Here is an 18,767-nt window from a genome sequence, read left to right on the forward strand (position 1 = left end):
ACAGAAGAACGTTCCGTAGGGACACGTTTCGGGGTCGTCGAGCCCGCGGTTGGTCCGGGATCACGGCTCGGATCCCCCTCCCCTGCCCCGCTCTGACTACTGCTGCGCGAGTCGCCAGAGCAGATACGCGTCCGACTTCATCGCCTCGGGGATCGACTCCATCGGATCCCGCGACAAACGCGCGATCGCCTCGGGATCTTTCGCGCCTTCTTCAAGCGTGCCCGCGGCGACGAGGGCCTCGACGGCAGGCACGGGCGGCAGATCCACCATGAGGTGGATGCGCGGCGGACCGAGGTTTTCCGCGCCGTGCGGCACGCTGTTGTTGAAGGCCCAGACGGTGCCCGCAGGCAGATGCAGGAAGCGGCCCGCGACGCAGAGGCGCGCGGCCGGCGTCGTGATCAGCGGGATGTGGAAGCGGTGGTGCTCGTCCCAGTGGGGCGTGTTGTCGATGTGCAGATGGATGCGCGAATCGGGCGGGCTCAAGCCGAGCCACGCAGAGACGGGGCGCGCGGGGAAGGCCGTGTCGAGCAGCTCGCGCACGCGCGGCAAACCTTCGAGCGCGGGCGCGTCGATGCCGCCGCCGCTCGTGAGTCGACTGCCGGGCCAGCCGCGCTCTTGCCCGCCGCGCAGGATGCAGAACGAGGTGCCGAGGTGCCACTTCCACTGGCTCGGCAACCACGTGATGTCCGCGGCCTCGATCTCGGCGACGATCGGCGCGACGTCGATCGCGAGCGGAAGCCGCAGGAAACGATAGGCCTTCGGGAGTGCGCGCGGGCTCGGGACGTGACGCCTCTGGTACATCGGCTCTCCCCAGTCGAGAGGCCCCGCATCGCAGCCGACGCGGGCCCTCCGTGTCAAGTTCCGTGCGCGACGCGAAACGGCTCGAACATCGTGGAGAGCTCGTCGTCACTGCGAGCCGCGCTGCCACGCGAGATCTTCCCGATCCGGGTGGTCTCGTAAGCGGCCCGCGCGATCGCTTCGCGCTCTCCATGCGAGAGACAGGCCGCGAGCGTGACGATGTCGTCGACGTGATCCGCATCGGTGCCGGCCGCGCTGTGCACGCGCAGGCATCGCGTGGCGTCCACGCCGCTCGGGAGCACGGCTTGCACGGCGCGCACCTCGGCCGCGCTCCGCGTCGCGGCGAGGCGTTCGAGCGCGAACGCGTACCCCACACACCGCACGGGATCTCCTGGGCCACGCACGAGCGACGTGAAGAAATCGACGAGCGCCGCCGCGGTCTCCGGCACGTGCGCGGCGACGAGCGCGCGGCCGTCGTAACCGAGCGACGCGAGATCGCGCAGCGCGAGCGCATCGTGCCCGTGCTCGTCGCGCGACTTTTCGTGCGCCCACGCCGCGAGCGCCGCGCGCCCTTCTTCCTCGAAGCGCGCCCGGGCCTCGATCATGAGCGGCGGCGTCGCGTGGGTCGTATGAAAGTACCCCGCGAGGCGGTGGATCCAGCCCGTGAGCGTGAGCTCTCGCCGCGGCGGCGCAGGCCCTTCGCGTTGCGCGACGCCCACCGCGCCGTCGAGCAGATTCCGCGTCGCTGCGAGGCTCGCCGGCCCCTCGGGCGGCACCGAGAACGGCCCTCCGAGGGCCGTCGCGTCCTCGTGCAGGAAGGCTCGCGCGCTCGTCGCGACCACGATCTTTCCTTCCGCGATGCGCGCCCACGTGATGTCGGAACCCTGCACGATCGACGACGCCTCCTCGGCCCTCGGCCCCCACGGATACCCCATCGGGCGCGAAGCTTCCAGGCGCGCGCGCCGCGTGATAATCGAGGCCGCATCATGGGTATCGAGCGTCGCGACGTGGTCGTCCTCGGTGGAGGTCCTGCGGGCAGCACCTTCGCCGCCATCCTCAAGAAGTACGAGCCGAACCTCTCGGTCACGGTCCTCGAGAAGGCGCGCTTCCCGCGCTACCACATCGGCGAATCCCTCATCCCCGCGCTGAACCCGGTCCTGCGTGATCTCGGGATCTACGACGATCTCGGCCGCGCCGGGTTCATCCGCAAGATGGGCATCACGTTCGTGTGGGGCCGCGATCGGAACCCCTGGGACGCCGATTACCTGAAGCTCGGCGACGTGCGGGTCCACGAGGGCGCTCAGGTGCTGAACGTGCTCGGCCAGGATTTTTCGAAGCTCCTCCGCCGCCACGAAGAGCGCGACGAGACGTTCAACGCCTTCAACGTGCGGCGCGCCGAGTTCGACCACATGATCATGAACCGCGCGCGGGACTTCGGGGCCGACGTCCGCGAGGGGACGCGCGGACGAACCATCCACAAGGACGAACACGGCCGCGTCACGGGCGTCGACTGGGAGGACGATCAAGGCCGCGAGGGCACGATCGAGACCTCGTTCGTGCTCGACGCGAGCGGGCAAGGCACGCGCTTCACGCCCGGCGGCCGCGTCTTCGATCCGCACATGAACAACTACGCGGTCTACGGCTACTGGTCCGGGGCCGAGTGGAAGATCCTCTACCGAGGCACGCGCGACCGGACGAACGTGTTCATCTGCTCGGTCGACAAGGGCTGGATCTGGTACATCCCCGTCGCGCAGGACCTCATCAGCGTCGGGGTCGTGACGAACACGGCGCACTTCAAGGACGCCCTGCAAAACCAGGATCCCGAGTCGTTTTACCACGAGACGATCCAGGGCTGCGACGAGGTGCGCGGCCTGCTCTCCAAGGCCACGCACCGCGACGATTTCATCGGCGGGGGCAAGCGGATCTCGGTGACGCGCGACTGGTCTTCGTGGGCGAAGAGCCCGATCGGCCCGGGCTGGGCCACGGCCGGAGACGCGGCGATCTTCGTCGACCCGATCCTCTCGTCGGGCGTGACGCTCGCGATGCAGAGCGGCCATCGCGCGGCGTACACGTACCGCACCGCGCGGGCACGCAAGGAGCTGCCCGAGGACGCGCTCTGGCGCGCCTACGCCGACTACATCCGCGGCGAGGCGGGCTCGTTCCTCAGGCTCGCGCGGTATTTCTACGGGAACAACCGCGCGGCGCCGTCGTGGTGGTGGGAGGCGCAGAGGCTCGTGAACGCCTCGGGCAAGCTCGCGGTCGACGATCGGCAGGCCTTCACCATGGCGACGGCCGGGTTCTTCCCGACGCTGCGCGCGGTCACGGACGACACGGTGATCCCGCTCGTCGCGGGCATCGCGGGCCTCCAGGGCGACGTGTACAACGTGTTCTACGACGACGGTTTGCCGCCGCCCGCGGAGCTGCCGAAGCATGCGATCGAGCACCTCGCGCGCTTCCGGCTGGCGCTGCGCACCGAGCCCATGGCGAGCGAGGGCAAACCGACGGGGGAGCTCGACGTCTTCTACGATCTGGTGAGCGACGACGCCGACTTCACGCACCGCACGCACGCGGCGCCGAGCAAGATCGCGCCCGTGCTCGGCCCGGTCGTCGAGGCGATGGGCCGTCACCGCGAGGTCGCGACGCTGCTCGCCGAAGCCCCGCGGCTCCTGCCCGAGGGATACGCTTCGCCCGAGGCCATCCGCGCCGCGACGCTCTCCGTCGTGCGCGCCGCCGCCAAAAAAGGCTTCGTCAAGCTCGCGCCGGGGGCCTCGGCTTGAGCACCTCCGCGCACGCGCACGACGAGCTGACGCTCGTCTTCGTCCTGCACGAGCACGATCGCGAGTCGATCCGGCGCGCGGCGGAGGCGGCGAGCCACCCGGACGATCACAAGCGCGCGCGGCACCTCGAACGCGAGGAGCTGCGCAAGTTCGTGGTGCTGCCCTCGGACGAACGCCGGGCCGTGCTCGAGTGGCTCGAGGAGCACGGCATGCCGCACATGGACGTGCGCAGCGTGTCGGGACAGACGATCTTCGTGAAGACCACGAAGGAGGCCGTGGGGCGCACGTTCGGCGCCGAGTGCCGGCGCTGGCTCGACGAGAAGGAGAAGGACGAGCGCGCGCTCACGCCCATGGAATGGCCGATTCCGCGGCAGATCGCGCGGTACGTCCAGTCCGTGAAGGTCCGGCAGAGCGGCAACCGCGCGCGCAGCACCATGGTCGCGGACGCGGGCTCCGAGCACCCGATGCAGTTCCCCACGCTCGAAGGCGCGCGCGAGAGCCAGCCCGATCCTGGCTTCGGCCTCACCCCCGCGGACGTGCGCCAGATCTACCGCTTCCCGCCCATGAGCGAGCTCGACGGGTCGGGCGAGACGATCGCGCTGCTCATGCTCGGCGGCGCGCTCGAGGAGAGCGATCTGCACGCGTTCTGGGATGCCCACGGGATCCCGCATCCGCCCGAGATCAAGACGTACCACGTGGGATCACGGCCCTCGAAGGTGACGAGCGCGAACAAGCTCTACACGCTCGAGGTCGCGATGACCGTGCAGTGGGTGGGCGCGATGGCCCCGGGCGCGCGGATCCTCGTGTACTTCGTCGATCCGATGGTGATCGCCGATCCTTGGGTGACGTTCCTGCTCAAAGTGATCGGCGATCGCGAGAACATGCCGACGATCGTGTCGACGAGCTGGATCACGCCCGAGCGGAGCTACTACCGGGTGCACGGTCGCCGTGTCGTGAGTGGCCTGCTCGACCAGGCTGCGGCCATCGGCGTCACGGTCATCAGCGCAGCGGGTGACTGGGGCGCGTTCGACGGCGTGCCACGCACGATCAAGGACGGGAGGTACGTCGGGGACGCTCCCTGGCCCCATGGGGTGTTCCCGGCTGTGGAGGAGCGTGTGCTCTCGGTTGGGGGCACGATGATCACGGGGCGCGCGCCGCTCACGGAGATTGCCTGGAGTGGGCCGCCGCCGCCTGGGCTTGGCCGGGTGCTTCATTTCGTGCGGCTTGCTTCGAGTGGTGGGTTCAGCCGCGAGGTGCCGATCCCGAAATGGCAGTCCGACACGATGAAGGGCTGGTACGCGCGTGGCGAGGGTGAACCCGCGGTCGTCCCCTACGGCCGCGGCTTCCCTGACGTCGCCCTCATGGCGTCAGGCTCGGCCGTGCAACGCGCCCCCAACCAGCCTCTCACGATGCAGGGCTACCAGGCTGTCGCGTGTGGGCAGTGGGTCGACTATGCGGGTGGCACGAGCGTTGCGGCGCCGATCTGGGCGGCGATCGTGGCGCTCATGAACCAGGCGCGGCGTGCGGCGGGGCTTGGGCGCGTGGGGTTCGTCAATCCGATGCTTTATGCGCTCCGCAAGGAGAACCCGACCCCCTTCCGCGAGATCTCCGAGGGCAGCACGGATGTCGCCATGAACGTGCTCAACGCGCACGGCAAGGCGGTGATCCACAGGCTCTCGGGGTACTCGGCGGGACCTGGCTGGGACCCGGCGACGGGCCTTGGCGTGCCTGACGTGTCTCGCTTGATCGAACTCGCCACGCGGCGGGGCAAAAAATTCTAGCTCCCCTTTTGCATCGACCGCACCGCGGTCGATGCACCAAGGGTCCAGCGCTTGCGCTGGTCCGGGTCCAGGGGTGGACAACCCCTGGTCGGGCCCGGGGTGAAACCCCGGCGCCACGCTCCCCCTCAAAACCCGGGGTCGTAGTCGTGCAGCGGCGACGTATCGAGGGGCAACACCGACACGTCGCCCGACGGCGCTGACGGCAACACGATGTGACGGCGGTCGTGGGTGTTTTCCGCGACGACGAAGCGGACGCCGGCGGGGATTTTGAAGCCGAGCTCGGCGAGGACTGCGTTGGGGTCGTCGATCAGCTTTTGGCGGAACTCGGGGTCCTGCCAGGCGCGGAGGACGGCGCGATCCCAGACGGCGAGGTTTGCCATCTCATCGGCCGACATCTCGATGTGCTTCGTGTAGGTGATCTTGTTCGTCATCGGAATTGTTCCCCGTTCACGGCGGACGACGCAATGCGCCGAGGATACCCACCGGAGGGGGGGTCGTCACGTGGTTCTGACGACTTTTAGTCTGCGAGCAAAGTTTCGAGCTTGGCGCGACCTTGGGCGGGCGCGGGGTTTTGGGACTCGATCAGGGCGCGGAGTTGGGCGATGGCGCGGCCTTCTTGGATGGCGCGGCGTGCTTGGTCGACGCCGGCGGCGAGGGAGTCGACTTTGCCCATCAGCTTCAGGCTTGCGGCGGCGTTGAGGAGCAGCACGTCGACGATGGGGCCTTCGAGTTTGCCGGCGAGGGCGCGGGCGAGGATGCGGGCGTTTTCTTCGGCGGTGCTGCGGGAGGCGATGGCTTCGAAGGGGGCTTCGCGGAGACCGGCGTCTTCGGGGCGGATCATGTACTCGCGGATTTCGCCGTTTGGGAACAGCTCGGCGACGTGGGTGGGGCCGACGTTTCCGATCTCGTCGAGGTAGCGGCCGGGGTGGGCGTGGGATTCGGCGCAGGGGACGAGGGCTCGTTCGTAGCCGAGGTCGCGCATCACTTCGCAGACGATGCGGACGAGGCGGGGTTCGGGGACGCCGGCGATTTTGTGGCGTTCGCCCACGTGCCTCACGAGGGGGCCTCCGATGTGGAAGGAGGTTCCGATGCGGATTTGGCTGATGACGCGGGCGAAGCCGCTGGTCATGAAGGCGCGGCCGACGACGGAGGTGAAGCCGAGGTGACAGGTCTCGGTGCTTCTGACTTGTGCTTCGCCTGGGGCGTCGAGGTCGACGCCCCAGAGGGCGAACATGTCGGCGGCGCCGCTGACGCCGGTGAGGGCTGGGGCGCCGGGTTTGTGGACGTAGAGGCCGCAGGCGGCGGCGAGGACGGCGGCGCCGCTGGAGACGTTGATGGTTTTGAGGGCGTCCATGCCGACGCCGGCGATGCTGAGGGGGGGTTCGGGGGAGCGGACGACGTGGGGGAACCAGAGGCGCCACTCGTCTTGGAAGGCTTCGACGACGCCGGTGAGCTCGGCTTGGGATTCGCCTTTGGCGCGGAGGGCGGCGATGAAGGCGCCCTGGTGGAGCTCGGGCTGCTCGTTGCGCCAGATTTGGCGGTAGGCTTCGCGCGTTTCTTCTCGGGTGAGGTCCTCGCGTTGCTGGAGCTTGACCACGAGGCGGCCGAAGGCGCGGAGCTTGTCTTCGTCGAACATGGGTCGGGGGAGCGTACTCCGGTTGCGACAAACCGAGAAGGGGGGCGCGGGGCGGGGCTGGTCGTGCTTCCTCGACGGATTTTTGGCGCGCGAGGGGGTCGCGACGCTCCGAGGGGCACAGGAGACCGTTACCCGAGAGGGTCGCAACGTTCCGAGGGGCACTGGAGAGCGTTACCCGAGGGGGTCGCAACGTTCCGAGGGGCACTGGAGACGGTTGCCCGAGGGGGTCGCAACGTTTCGAGGGGCACAGGAGACCGTTACCCGAGGGGGTCGCAACGTTTCGAGGGGCGCGGGAGACCGTTCCCCGAGGGGGTCGCAACGTTCCGAGGGGCACGGGAGACTGTTGCGCGAGGGGGTCGCAACGTTCCGAGGGGCGCGGAGACCGTTACCCGAGAGCGGTCGGCTCGGGCTCCTCACGGCAATCGGGTTGTGATCCCCCGGAACGCCACTTCTGACCGCGCCCGTTCGACTTTAGATTCATTGCGAAAGGGAGGGTCACACATGAAAGCCACAAGGTTCTTGGCGTTGTTCGCGACATGCATGTTGTCCGCCGTCTCCACGCCCGCATTCGCGGACGATGCCGCGAATCAGGCGGATGCGGAGGAGCATGCCGAGGCTCGGACCGTGACCGTCGCGGGGCTCGGGGAGATCATGGTCGCGCCCGATTCGCTGCGCACGAGCATTTCCATTCGCGCGCGGGCCGCGACGCTGGCCGAGGCGCGCACGGAGGCCGCGAGCAAGACGCAGTCGGTGATGAATGCGCTGGAGGCACTCCGGATCCAGGATTTGCAGGTGCGGACCGTGGAAATCACGGTGACGCCGATTTCGGAGCGCCTGCGGGAGGGAGACGAGTCGACGCCGCGGATCATCGGTTACGAGGCGGAGAGCCGGCTCTCGGTGGCCCTGCGGGGCGTCGGGTCCGAGGTGCTGCGTGCCCAGGGCCCGCGGATCCTCGATACGGCGCTCGGCGCGGGCGCCAATGTCATCGGCGGGCTCGATTTCTTCCTGAGCAAGCCGCGCGAAGCGCACAGGCTGGCGCTCGCGGCGGCCGTTCGTGACGCAGAGGAGAATGCCAAGGTGGTGGCCGGTACGGCGGACGTTCAGCTACGTGGGCTCCGGACGATATCGACGGAGGCGGGGCAAACCTTCGGATACGGCCAGCAAGCCATGTATGCCGGCGGCGGGGAGGCGGCGTCGGTCGAATTCCCGGTCGAGCCCGGAGAGATTCGGGTGACGACGCAGGTGACGGCGAAGTTCGACTTCGTCGAGTAAGCCAGGGAGCGGGGGGTCGGGGCCCCGTCACGACCCCCCCAGCCTTGCACGTCATCCTACCGCCGTAGATTCAGATCGTCGGGAGGCCGCGGGCGATCGGCGCCGAGTTGTTCGAAGAGGAATTGCACGGCGCCCCGCAGGGACCTTTCGAGGCATTCGTCGAAATCGCCGTCCTGGATGCGGCAGGTGCTACCCGGTGAATCGAGACGAAACGGTTTTCCCTCGAGGTCTTTGCCTTCGGCCTGGAGGAACGCGGCATAGGCCGGCGTGCCGAATTGCTGGTTGCCGCAGATGAAGTCCTCGTGAACGTTGAGGTCGGCGTCGGTCACGAGGACGATGAGGTCCGCCTTTTCGGGGCTCGTTTTGCCCTCGTCGCGCAGGAGATCTCGGGCGGCCCGCTCGACGGGGCCGCGAAGGTCGCTCGGGGAGAGCTCGCCGTGGAAGCTCTGGAAGGCGCGAAGGCGGTCCACGTACACGCCTCGCTCGATGAACCGCTCGAACACGTAGCCGAGGTCGCCGAACTTCTTTCCCTCGGGAACCTCCCAGCGGAAGCTCACGCGCACGTCGCGCTCACGATTGACGAAGCGATGCGCGGCGTCGGTGGCGGCATCGTCGACCTGGAGATCCCGCCAGACGAGCTTCGGGATCTCCGCGTTCGGGCGCGCGCAGCACGCGAGCAGGACGAGGGCGGCGAGGGCGGGCCTCGGGTCGGCTCGCCAGGAGAAGGAGCGTCGTCGCATGAAACTACTTACATGCAGCTTCGAGATCCTTGGATGCCTTGCTCCAGGCTTCCTTCTCGGCGTCCGACCAGGCGCTCGGATCCTTCTGCGTGAGCGCGGTCCGCGCCGCCGCCCGTTTCTGCTCGATCGAAGCGAGAGACGCCGACGAGGCATGCATTTTCGATTCGCCGGGCGAGATGACGAGCGTCACGACGGAGCCCACGGCGCCGAGGCCCGCCGTCACGATGCCCGTGATACCCGTCACCGTCTTGATCGTGTCGGGGGAATCGATCACGTACGCCCCCACGCCGCCGATCGCGCCGCCCACGGTCCCCACGCCGCCCGTGATCGAGCCCATGATGGTCTTGAACTTTTGCTGATCCTGCTTGGCCTCCTCGTAATCGAAGAGGAGCTGCGCCTGGCGCTGGCTACAGACACGATCGGCGCGCTCGGCCTGACGCACCACGTCCTCCGGCCATTGTGGCTCGCCGGTGACGAGCGGCTCGCTCGGGCGCTTGAGCGGCGTCGTCTCGTTTTTGGTACACCCGATCGACATCACCACGAGCGCCACCCCCATGACGCTCACCCCTCCGAAGTAGCGACTCCACACAAAAGGCCCCACGCAATCCCCCCTACGTTCCCCCATCGATTTCCCCATGCTGCGACGATAACACCCACGGCGCGCGGCAAACAAGAAAGCCCGCCGACGGTCGCCGAGGCCGAGCAACTTTTCGTCAGGCGTTCGTCTCGCGCCGCAATCCGAGCCGCTTCATCCGGCTCTGGAGCGTCGTGGGGGGCAGGCCGAGGATGGCGGCGGCGCCCCCTTCGCCATAGATGCGACCGCCCGTCGCGCGGAGGACCCGCTGGATGTGGCGGCGCTCATTCTCGGCGAGCGAGACGAGCGCCTCCGGCGACCCGACTTCCCCGGCGCCGGACCGCTTGCGTGCCTTCGGCGCGAACAGGGCGAGGTCCGCGCGCTCGATCATCCCCGACGACGCCCGGATCGCCCCGCGCTCGAGGATATTCGAAAGCTCGCGGATGTTGCCCGGGTAATCGTGCTGCCGGAGCGCATCGAGCGCGCCCGCGGAGAGACGAAGGGATGCCTTCCCCACCCGAACGGAGAGCTCCTCCAGGAGGACCCGGCAAATCGCCGGGAGGTCCTCCATACGCTCGCGCAGCGGCACGAGGCGCAGCGGATAGACCGAGAGGCGATAATAAAGATCCCCGCGGAACCGGCCCGCGGCGACGGCTTGTTCGAGATCCACGTGGGTCGCCGCGATGACGCGTACCGAGACCTTGAGCGGCTGCTCCGCGCCCACGGGCAGGACCTCGCCTTCTTGCAATGCGCGGAGGAGCTTGCCCTGGAGATCGAGCGGCAGCTCGCCGATTTCGTCGAGGAACAAGGTCCCGCCGTCCGCGGCCCGAAAGAGGCCGGGGCGGGCCCGAAGCGCGCCCGAAAACGCGCCACGCTCGTGCCCGAAGAGCTCGCTTTCGAGCGTCCCCGAGGGCAAGGCCGCGCAGTTGACGGGGAGGAACGGTCGCTTGCGGCGCGGGCTCTTTTCGTGGATGAACCGCGAGAGCCGCTCCTTGCCGGTGCCCGTCTCGCCAATGAGCAGCACGGTCGAGCTCGTCCCCGCGACGAGGGCCGCCTGCCGCGCGAGCTCGCGCACCTGCGGATTGTCGCTGTCACCGAGCACGGAGGCGTGCTCGGTGATCTCGCCGATGCGGCGCTCGAGCGCGGCGGCCCGCTCTTCACTTTCGAGCCCGGCGCGGGCGAGCTTCTGGTTCTGGCGAATGCAATGAATCGAGAGCGCGAGCAGGCGCCCGAAGACCTCGACGAGGTCGACCACGGCGCGCGGATAAGGTCCACACCGCGCGCGGTCGATCGACATGACCCCGAAGACCTCGGAGCCGGTCACGAGCGGAACGACCATGCACGCGTGGCCGTATGGAAAATCCATCAATCCGTCGAAGAGGTCGCCGTCGCCGTGGGCGTGGTCGTCCTCGGTGAAGACACGGCTCCTGCGCTCCTCGATGGCGAGCCGAATGGAGGGGAAATGGTCGAGGTGGATTCGATACTCGCGGACCTCGGGCCGGAAGAGCGAGCCGCGCCCCGCCCTCGCGCGGAGCAAGGAGCCTTCGAGCTCGAAAATGACCGCGAGATCGTAAGGGGCGATGCGACCGAGCCATTCGAGGCCCCGCTGCAAGAGCTCGTCGAGCGCCGCGGGCGTCCCATCCGCGAGCTGCGCCAGGTCCGCGAGCTCGCGCGTGCTCGCGGCGACCCAGTCGTCGAGGTTCATACGGGCGAGAGTAACCGACCCCTCTCGACGCACGCAACGACGCCTCGTTGGTTTGAGCACCGACGGTTCGGTGTCGAGCAACGATATTTCGCTGCGCACCGACCCGTCGGTGTCCTTGCGCGCAGCGTCATCGAAGGAAGTCGCGGGGTTGGCGATTCGAGCCCGCTGGTACGTGCTGTGCCCATCGCGCCGTGTGCGGGGGCAGGCCGCGAGGAGGACGAGCATGGAGCGATCGGGAAGCGAAAACGGGCGAAGGCGCGTGGGTGCGTCACGGGTGCTGGCAGGTGTTTTGGCGTCGGTGGCGCTCGTCGGCGCTTGCAGTGGGGAGAATGGGACGGGCAACACGCCGACCGCGCCCGATGTCGACGAGGAGCTCACGGCGCTCCTCGCCGCCGAGGGCGTCAAGCCCGTGGAGAAGCCGGCGGCGCAGGATCCAGGGCTCGTGAAGCTCGGGCAAAAGCTCTTCTTCGAGAAAGAGCTGAGCGGCCGGCGGAACATCGCCTGCAGCACGTGCCATCATCCTTTGCTCGGGTCCGCGGACGGGCAGAGCCAATCGCGCGGCCAGGGCGCGACGGGGCTCGGGCCGCAGCGGGTGCACGGGCCGAAGAGCCTGTTTCTGGCGCGGAACACGCTCTCGATCTGGAACCGGGGCGTGAAGGGCTGGGACACGATGTTCTGGGACGGCCGGCTCGGCGGCAATCCCACGGACGGCTACATCTCGCCCGCGGGCGACGCGACGCCGCAGGAATTTTCCAATGCGCTCGCGGCATTTTTCATCATCCCGATCACGCCGGGCGAGGAGATGCGTGGGTTCCAGGGTGAGCTCGACGTGAACGGGAATCCGAACGAAATGGGCGACCTGACGGACGCAGATTTCGCCAAGATCTGGCCGCTCGTCGTGGCGCGCGCGATGGCCATCCCCGAATACCGGGACGCGCTGCTCGCGGCCTTCCCGGGGAAGACGGAGGCCGACATCAACGTGGTGCACCTGGCCGAGGCCGTGGGCGCCTTCATGACCGACGCGTTCACGGCGCTCGATACGCCGTTCGATCGGTACCTCGCCGGCGATCACGCGGCGCTCTCCGACGCGCAGAAGCGGGGCGCGATGCTGTTTTATGGACGCGCGAACTGCGGGTCATGCCATTCGGGCGCGCTGCAGACCGATTTCGGCTTCCACAACATCGCGGCGCCGCAGGTGGGCACGGGCAAGGGCGACGAGGCGCCGCTCGATTACGGGCGCGGGCGCATCACGCTGAAGGAGGAGGATCGGTTCAAGTTCCGGACGCCGTCGCTGCGAAATATCGAGCTCGAAGGGCCGTGGATGCACAACGGCGCGTACGCCAACCTGGAGGACACGGTCCGGCACCACCTCGATCCCGAGGCGTCCTTGAAGGCGTACGACGACAAGCAGGTCGAGCCCGAGCTCGTGGGCACGTACCAGAAGAGCGACGAGACGCGCGCGATGCTGCTCGCATCGCTGGATCCGCTGCTGAAGGTGGAAGGCGAAAAGCTCACGGACGCCGAGGTCGCGGACCTGATGGCCTTCCTGTCGGCGCTGACCGATCCCTCGTCGCTGAATCTGCTGCACCTGATCCCGGACAGCCTCCCGAGCGGGCTGCCCGTGGACGATTGATGCGTCACGCCTTCGAGACGAGCGCCGCCACGCGCTGACGCAGCGACGCATCCGCCGACGGCCCGAGACACGCCGAGGCCTCGGCCGCGAGCGCCGCAATTCGATCCGCTCGTCCCCGCGCCCGAAGCAGGCCCACGAGCCGCTCCACCACGTCGATCCACGGATCCCCGCCCATCGGCCGCGCCAGCCGCTCGGCCTCCTCCGCGTGCTCCAGCGCCTCGGCCCCGCGTCCCGTCTTCTCCGCGAGGTCCGCGAGGAGGAGCCGACACTTCACGGCGCGCCCCGACAACCCGAGCTCCGTGCACAACGTGAGCGCGCGGATCGCTTGCACCTCGGCCTCCAGGAGCTCGCCTTTTTCGCGCAGGTGATGCGCCAGGTGAAACCCCGAGTGCGCCTGCGCCAGCACGTTGCCCTCGCGCACCGCGAGCGCGTGCACCGCCTTCTGATCCTCGATCGCCTCGTCGAGACGACCCATCGCGGCGAACGTCATCGCCCGGCCGCTGCGCGCCGCGACCTGGCCCCACACGGCCGCGAGCGGATCGCCCTCGAGCGCGAGCTCTTCGCCGGCGCGGATCGCCGCCTCGAACACCTCGATCGCCGCGTCGTACCGCCGCACGTCGCGGAGCAAATTGCCGAGATCGTGGCCGGCCCGCACGACCGCGGGCAGGTTGTCCGAGCCGCGCAGCGTCTCCCAGCCCTTCTCGGCGAGCGCGAGGCCTTCCTCGATTTTGCCCTGGCTACGAAGCTGAAAGCCACGCGTGCAGAGCGCCTGCGCCGCGTCGAAGGGCCTTCCTGCGCGCCGGAAGAGCTCCTCGGCCCGTTCGAGCTGGCAAACGGCCTCGGGCCAGCGCGCGCGCTGGTGCGCGGTCTCGGCGCAGAGGAGGTGACAGCGCGCGCGGACCGTGAGCGCCTCCTCGCGGGAGTCGTCGCTGAGGAGCGCGAGGCTCTGCTCGACACGCTCGCCCGCCTCGTCGAAGCGGCCGAGCCAGAAGAGCGCGATGCCGAGATCGAAGAGAGCGCGCGCGGCGGCGAGCGGGTCGTCGTCCCGCAATCGGCTGCGCAAGGTCTCCGCGGTCATGAGCGCCTCGACCGCGTCGACGAACGCGCCGAGGGCGACGGCGCGGCGGCCCGTGAGGCGCGCATACTGCACGATGCGCTCGACCTCGTCGGTCTGGCTGTAGTGATGGAACAGCGCAGGCAGGTGCGGCGCGAGCTTGCCGGCGTGCAGGCGCTCGATGGACGCCGCGGCGAGGTGGTGCAGTACGCGCTTGTTGTCCATGAGCACCGTGCCGTAGATGGCGTCCCGCGCAAGCACCTGCCGGAAGGCGAACGTCTCCTCGCCGCGCTCCTTGCGGTGCGAGAGAATACCCCGACGGACGAGCTCGTGGAGATGTCGTTGCGAGGTCCGCTCGTCGCCGAGCGCAGATGCAACGCCGTCAAAAAGATCCGCGCTGAACTCGACGCCGAGGATGCTCGCGTATTGAAGCGTGGTGCGGAGCTCGGGCTCCAGCCGATCGAGGCGCGCGAGGAGCATGCCGACGAGCGAGGAAGGCACCGTGAAGCGCCGGAGGGCCGCGGCGTCGGCCGTGACCATGCATTGCTCGCGCAGCGACAGCGAGAGCTCCTCGGCGAAGAGCGGATTGCCCGCAGCCCGCTCGACGAGGAGGCGCACGACGTCCGCGGAGGGCTCCTCCCCCGCGAGGTGGACGGTGATCGCGCGAATCTCGTCGTCCGTGAGGGGCGCGAGCGGGACACGCGTGACCGCGACGTGCTCGGGGAGCGTGGCGATCTCGCCGTCGCGGCTCGTGACGAGAAAAACGACGGGGAGCGCGGCGCGGTAGCCGCCGAGGACACGGCCGAGGAGGTCGAGGCTCGTCGCGTCGGCGCGGTGCATGTCGTCGAGGACGCAGAGGACGGGCCTGCCGGGCCGGAGCGCGCTCGCCCTCCGCGCGAGGGCTTCGAGCAGGAGCGTGAGCGTCTGCTGGACGCGGCTCTGGAAGCCGTCGGGCCCGTACTGCTCGACGAGGTCGTGCCCGCCGAGGCCGAGGAGGAAGTCGACGACGGGCGCCTTGGCGATGAGCTCGCTGCGGCGGGAATCTTCGAGCGCGGCGGCGAGGGCGCCGATCTCGGTCGTCGTCTGCAGCGCGTCGATGATGGTCGCGCCGGGCGGGAAGAAGACGCGGCGGAGGAAGGCGACCCAGGCGCCGTACGGCGCGGCGGAGGCCGGGTGCGCGCGCACGACGAGGGTCGAGCGCGCGTCGTCGGCCTCGACCCGTCGCAAGAGCTCGTGCACGAGGCGCGACTTGCCGACGCCGGGCCCGCCCGTGACGAGGCCGAGGTGCAAGCCGCCGCGCGCGCGCGCCTCGGCGAGGAGGCCTTCGAGCGTGGAGAGCTCGGCGTCGCGGCCGACGAAGGGGCGATCCTCGGGAGCGCCGGCGCGGCTCTTGCGCGGGCCTTCGGCCTCGGAGGGGCCGAGGATCTCGTACGCCTCGCTCGGGCGCACGCGGCCCTTCATGGAGATGGGGCCGAAGTGCCGCTCGGTGAACCTGCCGCCGAGCAGATCGAGCGTCTCGCGGCTGACCACGACGGCGTTGAGCGGCGCCGAGCGCTGGAGCATCTCGGCGAGGTTGATGCTCTCGCCCGTGAGCATGGCGTCGCCGCCGCGCGTGACGAACCCCGTGTGGATGCCGATGCGCATGGAGAGCGCGCAGCCGATCTCGGCGAGGGTCGCGTTGATCTCGTGGCGCTGATCGAGCGCGGCGAACCCGGCCGCGACGGCGCGCTCGGCGTCGTCCTCGCTCGACGCGTGATACCCGAAGACGGCCATCAAGGACTCGCCCGGCGGCCTGTCGACGCGCGCGCCGGCCGTCTCGAAGGCGCGGCCGATGACCTCGGAGATCTGCGTGGCGATCTGCTCGATCTCCTCGGCGCCGAGCGTGCTCTCGCGTGGCTCGTCGAGCGCGAGGCCGACCATCGCGATCGTGAGGTGACGCCGTTCGCCCTTGCGCAAGCTCGGCCGGGGCAGGTCGGCCGAAGGACGCGCACGGCCGAGCCCCGCGAGCTTCGACTGGATGCCCGCGAGCTTGGGCACGGCCGGCGGCGGCGGGATGGTCACCGTCTTGCTGCGCGTGATCGCGACCGTCGCTTCGTTCTCGAGGCTCGCGCGGCGCGTGGGCACGCTCGATCGTTGGGCCGCGCGGCGCAGGTCGTAGAGCACGGCGCGGTCCGCGGCGAAGGGCTCGAGGGCGCGGGCGAAGGCCGCGGCGTCGGGGAACCGCTCGATCGGCTCGATGCGGATGGCGCGCATGACGGCCTCGGCGAGGCCGGGCGGGACGTTCGGCGCGGCGGCGGCGAGCGGGCGTGGAGGCTGCCTCTCGGCGAGCGCCGTGAGGTAGCCGATGAGGCTCGATCCCGGCCAGGGGCGCACGCCGGCGACGAGCTCGTAGAGGACGACGCCCGCGGCGAAGACGTCGGTCCACGGCCCGATCGCCCCGTGATCGCGGACCTGCTCGATCGCCATGTAAAACGGCGATCCCACGAGCTCGCCGGGCCGCGTGTTCGGATCGTCGACGAAGTGGGCGACGCCGAAATCGAGGAGCTTCGGGATCTCGCCGAGCACCTCGCTCCGCGCGAGGAAGATGTTGCGCGGCGTGATGTCGCGGTGGATGACGCCGAGCTTGTGGACCTTGTGCAGGACCTCGAGGACCTCGAAGACGATACGCGTCGCGTACGCCGGCGCGAGCGGCCCATCCGTGAGCCGCTGCTGGAGATCCTCGCCTTCGAGGTACTCCATCACCATGTACTGCGTGTTGTCGTCGAGCCGATCGATGTCGAAGATCTGCGGCAGGCGATCGTCGCGGATGCGGCTCGCGGCGAGCGCCTCGTTGCGGAAGCGCTCGGCCATCGCGGCCTTGCCTGCCATCTCGGGGCGGACGGTCTTGATGACGACGCGCGAGCCGAGCACGGGGTGCGCGGCCTCGTAGATGATGCCCATGCCGCCCGTGCTCATCACGCGGACGATCGGGAACTTGCCGATGCGCGCGCCCTTCTCGAAGGCGCGCAGCGCGGGGCCGATCGCGACCCCCTCGGGCATGGGGCCGGGCAGCGTGGAGCCCGCGCGCGGCGCGCCTGAAAAGCCGCCGGCCAGCGTGTCGTGATCACGTATGGGGAAGCGCCCCGAAGGGTCCGCCACGCCGTCCTCCGCCAGAACCAGGATCGCCGCGCCGGGCGACTGCCCGGGCCGCGCGTCCGCAGCGGGCGTTCGTACCCAGTTTGCCGGGGCTCCGCAAGAGGCGGTCGGTTCGATGTCCTAGGCGGCGCGGTGTCCGTGTCCGCCCTTGCCGACGATCGCGACGGTGCTCGCCTGCGGCCCCTTCTCGCCGAGCTCCTCCTCGTAGCGGACCTCCGTGCCCACGGCGAGCCGCGAGAAGCCGTTGTTGAGCACGCTGTTCTTGTGGAAGTACACGTCGTAGCCGTCCTCGGCCTCCAAGAACCCGTAGCCGCTCTCGGGGAAGATCCGCGCGACCTTGCCGTGCGGCGGCCCGACGCGCGTCTTCACCTCGCCCCGCTGCTTGGCAGCGTATTCCTGGAGGAGCCGGCGCGCGCCGTCGAACGCATCGCGCACCGCGACGTACACGTCCTCGTGCGTGTGATCCTCGGAGGCCTCGCGGCCGAACACGACCTCTCCGCCGGGCACCGTCATCTCGATGCGCACCCGGTAGACGTTGCCCTGATGATGCCGCCGGGAGTGCGACGCGATCGCGACGTGGCACCCCAGGATCCCGTCGTAGACCTCGTCGAGTTTGTCGGCTTTCTCGCGCACTTCGCGCGCCACGGACTCCGACGATGGCATGTCGCGGAACGTGATCTGGAGCGGTAACTTCATGCGCACCTCACTCGGGCGCTCGGGACGTTTGCCCCGAACCCCTTCGACGCTCGGGGGCTACGCTCGGCGAGCCGAGCTGCGCCCCCAAACCCCTTCGACGCTCGGGGGCTACGCTCGGCGAGCCGAGCTGCGCCCCCAAACCCCCATGGCGGAGCCGTCGGGACGCCGCCGTCTTGGCCTTCTCCCTCCTCCATTCGGCTCCGTCCGCGCTGCGGCAAGACCCGGCGCGCCCGTCCGAGTGTGGCCCGGCTTGCTTCTTCGCTCGATGGTCGACCAAGCCGCCGAATCGAAGTATGGTGCCGCCGGGACGAACGAGCTCTTGATGCGACCGCTCATGATAGGAGTCGCCGGCGGCAGCGGCTCCGGCAAGACGACCGTGGCCCGCCGTATCGCCGAGGCGCTGCCTCCCGCCGGCGTGACCATCCTCGAGCACGACGCGTATTACCGCGACCGTGGCGACATCTCCTACGAGGAGCGCTGCGGGCTCAACTTCGATCACCCGGAGTCCTTGGAGACCGAGCTCTTGGTCGAGCACCTCGCCGCCCTCCGGCGGGGCGAGTCCATCGACGTCCCTCGGTACGACTTCAAGACGCACCGCCGCGCCCCGGATTGGCGACGCGTCGCGCCGACGCCCGTGGTGATCGTCGAGGGCATCCTGGTCTTCGTCGAGGCGAAGCTCCGCGAGCAGCTCGACATCAAGATTTACGTCGACACGGACGCCGACATCCGCGCCTTCCGCCGCATCCGCCGCGACATCGAGCACCGCGGCCGGACATTCGAGTCCGTCCGGGAGCAGTACTACCGGACCGTGCGGCCGATGCACCTCATGTTCGTCGAACCCTCGAAACGCTGGGCCGACGTGATCATCCCCGAGGGGGGTGACAACAAGATTGGCATCGATCTCGTGATCGCACTCATCCGCCAGATGCGGGGCGCCGAGATGGCCGGCTGAGTTTGGCGCGACGG

The 18,767-nt window shown here is 69.3% G+C and carries 14 protein-coding genes; 5 read left to right on the forward strand and 9 right to left on the reverse strand.

Annotated features, from left to right (window positions below; all coding sequences use genetic code 11):
- Window positions 1-96: 96 nt before the first annotated feature.
- Window positions 97-801, reverse strand: coding sequence for an aspartyl/asparaginyl beta-hydroxylase domain-containing protein (locus QHF84_RS01745; protein WP_281311374.1), 705 nt, complete (start codon window positions 799-801; stop codon window positions 97-99).
- 53 nt (window positions 802-854) lie between these two features.
- On the reverse strand, window positions 855-1,733 hold the full coding sequence (locus QHF84_RS01750; RefSeq protein WP_281311375.1) for an iron-containing redox enzyme family protein: 879 nt from the start codon (window positions 1,731-1,733) through the stop codon (window positions 855-857).
- Between the two features lie 51 nt (window positions 1,734-1,784).
- Here QHF84_RS01750 and QHF84_RS01755 point away from each other — a divergent pair, with 51 nt between their 5' ends.
- The gene (locus QHF84_RS01755; RefSeq protein ID WP_281311376.1) at window positions 1,785-3,575 is read left to right on the forward strand and encodes an NAD(P)/FAD-dependent oxidoreductase; all 1,791 of its coding nucleotides are present in this window, start codon (window positions 1,785-1,787) and stop codon (window positions 3,573-3,575) included.
- Window positions 3,572-5,356: a S53 family peptidase gene (locus QHF84_RS01760; protein ID WP_281311377.1), complete on the forward strand. Its 1,785-nt coding sequence runs from the start codon at window positions 3,572-3,574 to the stop codon at window positions 5,354-5,356. Before QHF84_RS01755 ends, QHF84_RS01760 begins: the two co-directional genes overlap by 4 nt.
- Window positions 5,357-5,481: 125 nt before the next feature.
- Here QHF84_RS01760 and QHF84_RS01765 read toward each other — a convergent pair whose 3' ends face one another.
- Window positions 5,482-5,787, reverse strand: coding sequence for an NHLP leader peptide family RiPP precursor (locus QHF84_RS01765; RefSeq protein ID WP_281311378.1), 306 nt, complete (start codon window positions 5,785-5,787; stop codon window positions 5,482-5,484).
- A gap of 86 nt (window positions 5,788-5,873) precedes the next feature.
- The gene (locus tag QHF84_RS01770) at window positions 5,874-6,953 is read right to left on the reverse strand and encodes a hypothetical protein (RefSeq protein ID WP_281311379.1); all 1,080 of its coding nucleotides are present in this window, start codon (window positions 6,951-6,953) and stop codon (window positions 5,874-5,876) included.
- A 540-nt stretch (window positions 6,954-7,493) separates the two neighbouring features.
- On the opposite strand from QHF84_RS01770, the gene QHF84_RS01775 reads away from it, so the two are divergent.
- Complete coding sequence (locus tag QHF84_RS01775) at window positions 7,494-8,264, forward strand: SIMPL domain-containing protein (protein ID WP_281311380.1); 771 nt, start codon at window positions 7,494-7,496, stop codon at window positions 8,262-8,264.
- A gap of 56 nt (window positions 8,265-8,320) precedes the next feature.
- On the opposite strand, the gene QHF84_RS01780 is transcribed toward QHF84_RS01775, so the two are convergent.
- From QHF84_RS01780 to QHF84_RS01790, 3 genes are all read right to left on the reverse strand, one after another.
- The gene (locus QHF84_RS01780) at window positions 8,321-9,004 is read right to left on the reverse strand and encodes a hypothetical protein (protein WP_281311381.1); all 684 of its coding nucleotides are present in this window, start codon (window positions 9,002-9,004) and stop codon (window positions 8,321-8,323) included.
- Between the two features lie 4 nt (window positions 9,005-9,008).
- Window positions 9,009-9,569, reverse strand: coding sequence for a hypothetical protein (locus QHF84_RS01785; RefSeq protein ID WP_281311382.1), 561 nt, complete (start codon window positions 9,567-9,569; stop codon window positions 9,009-9,011).
- Window positions 9,570-9,717: 148 nt separating this feature from the next.
- A complete protein-coding gene (locus QHF84_RS01790) occupies window positions 9,718-11,283 on the reverse strand; it encodes a sigma 54-interacting transcriptional regulator (RefSeq protein ID WP_281311383.1) in 1,566 nt (521 codons plus the stop codon).
- A gap of 223 nt (window positions 11,284-11,506) precedes the next feature.
- Between QHF84_RS01790 and QHF84_RS01795 the strand changes: the two genes are divergently transcribed.
- On the forward strand, window positions 11,507-12,916 hold the full coding sequence (locus tag QHF84_RS01795; RefSeq protein WP_281311384.1) for a cytochrome c peroxidase: 1,410 nt from the start codon (window positions 11,507-11,509) through the stop codon (window positions 12,914-12,916).
- Between the two features lie 4 nt (window positions 12,917-12,920).
- Here QHF84_RS01795 and QHF84_RS01800 read toward each other — a convergent pair whose 3' ends face one another.
- Entirely contained in the window at window positions 12,921-17,108 is a 4,188-nt protein-coding gene (locus QHF84_RS01800) for an AAA family ATPase (protein WP_281311385.1), read from the reverse strand.
- A gap of 117 nt (window positions 17,109-17,225) precedes the next feature.
- A complete protein-coding gene (locus tag QHF84_RS01805; protein WP_281311386.1) occupies window positions 17,226-17,801 on the reverse strand; it encodes an HPF/RaiA family ribosome-associated protein in 576 nt (191 codons plus the stop codon).
- A gap of 265 nt (window positions 17,802-18,066) precedes the next feature.
- Between QHF84_RS01805 and udk the strand changes: the two genes are divergently transcribed.
- Complete coding sequence (gene udk / locus QHF84_RS01810) at window positions 18,067-18,753, forward strand: uridine kinase (protein ID WP_281311387.1); 687 nt, start codon at window positions 18,067-18,069, stop codon at window positions 18,751-18,753.
- Window positions 18,754-18,767 lie beyond the last annotated feature (14 nt).

It is taken from the genome of Polyangium sp. y55x31 (genome assembly GCF_029946505.1).
GTDB lineage: Bacteria > Myxococcota_A > Polyangia > Polyangiales > Polyangiaceae > Polyangium.

What these genes read in the sequence shown, in the direction of transcription:
- QHF84_RS01745 (WP_281311374.1), bottom strand. Translation starts at nt 801, where the DNA reads ATGTACCAGAGGCGTCACGTCCCGAGCCCGCGCGCACTCCCGAAGGCC.
- QHF84_RS01750 (WP_281311375.1), bottom strand. Translation starts at nt 1,733, where the DNA reads ATGGGGTATCCGTGGGGGCCGAGGGCCGAGGAGGCGTCGTCGATCGTG.
- QHF84_RS01755 (WP_281311376.1), top strand. Translation starts at nt 1,785, where the DNA reads ATGGGTATCGAGCGTCGCGACGTGGTCGTCCTCGGTGGAGGTCCTGCG.
- QHF84_RS01765 (WP_281311378.1), bottom strand. Translation starts at nt 5,787, where the DNA reads ATGACGAACAAGATCACCTACACGAAGCACATCGAGATGTCGGCCGAT.
- QHF84_RS01775 (WP_281311380.1), top strand. Translation starts at nt 7,494, where the DNA reads ATGAAAGCCACAAGGTTCTTGGCGTTGTTCGCGACATGCATGTTGTCC.
- QHF84_RS01780 (WP_281311381.1), bottom strand. Translation starts at nt 9,004, where the DNA reads ATGCGACGACGCTCCTTCTCCTGGCGAGCCGACCCGAGGCCCGCCCTC.
- QHF84_RS01790 (WP_281311383.1), bottom strand. Translation starts at nt 11,283, where the DNA reads ATGAACCTCGACGACTGGGTCGCCGCGAGCACGCGCGAGCTCGCGGAC.
- QHF84_RS01795 (WP_281311384.1), top strand. Translation starts at nt 11,507, where the DNA reads ATGGAGCGATCGGGAAGCGAAAACGGGCGAAGGCGCGTGGGTGCGTCA.
- QHF84_RS01805 (WP_281311386.1), bottom strand. Translation starts at nt 17,801, where the DNA reads ATGAAGTTACCGCTCCAGATCACGTTCCGCGACATGCCATCGTCGGAG.
- udk (WP_281311387.1), top strand. Translation starts at nt 18,067, where the DNA reads ATGGTCGACCAAGCCGCCGAATCGAAGTATGGTGCCGCCGGGACGAAC.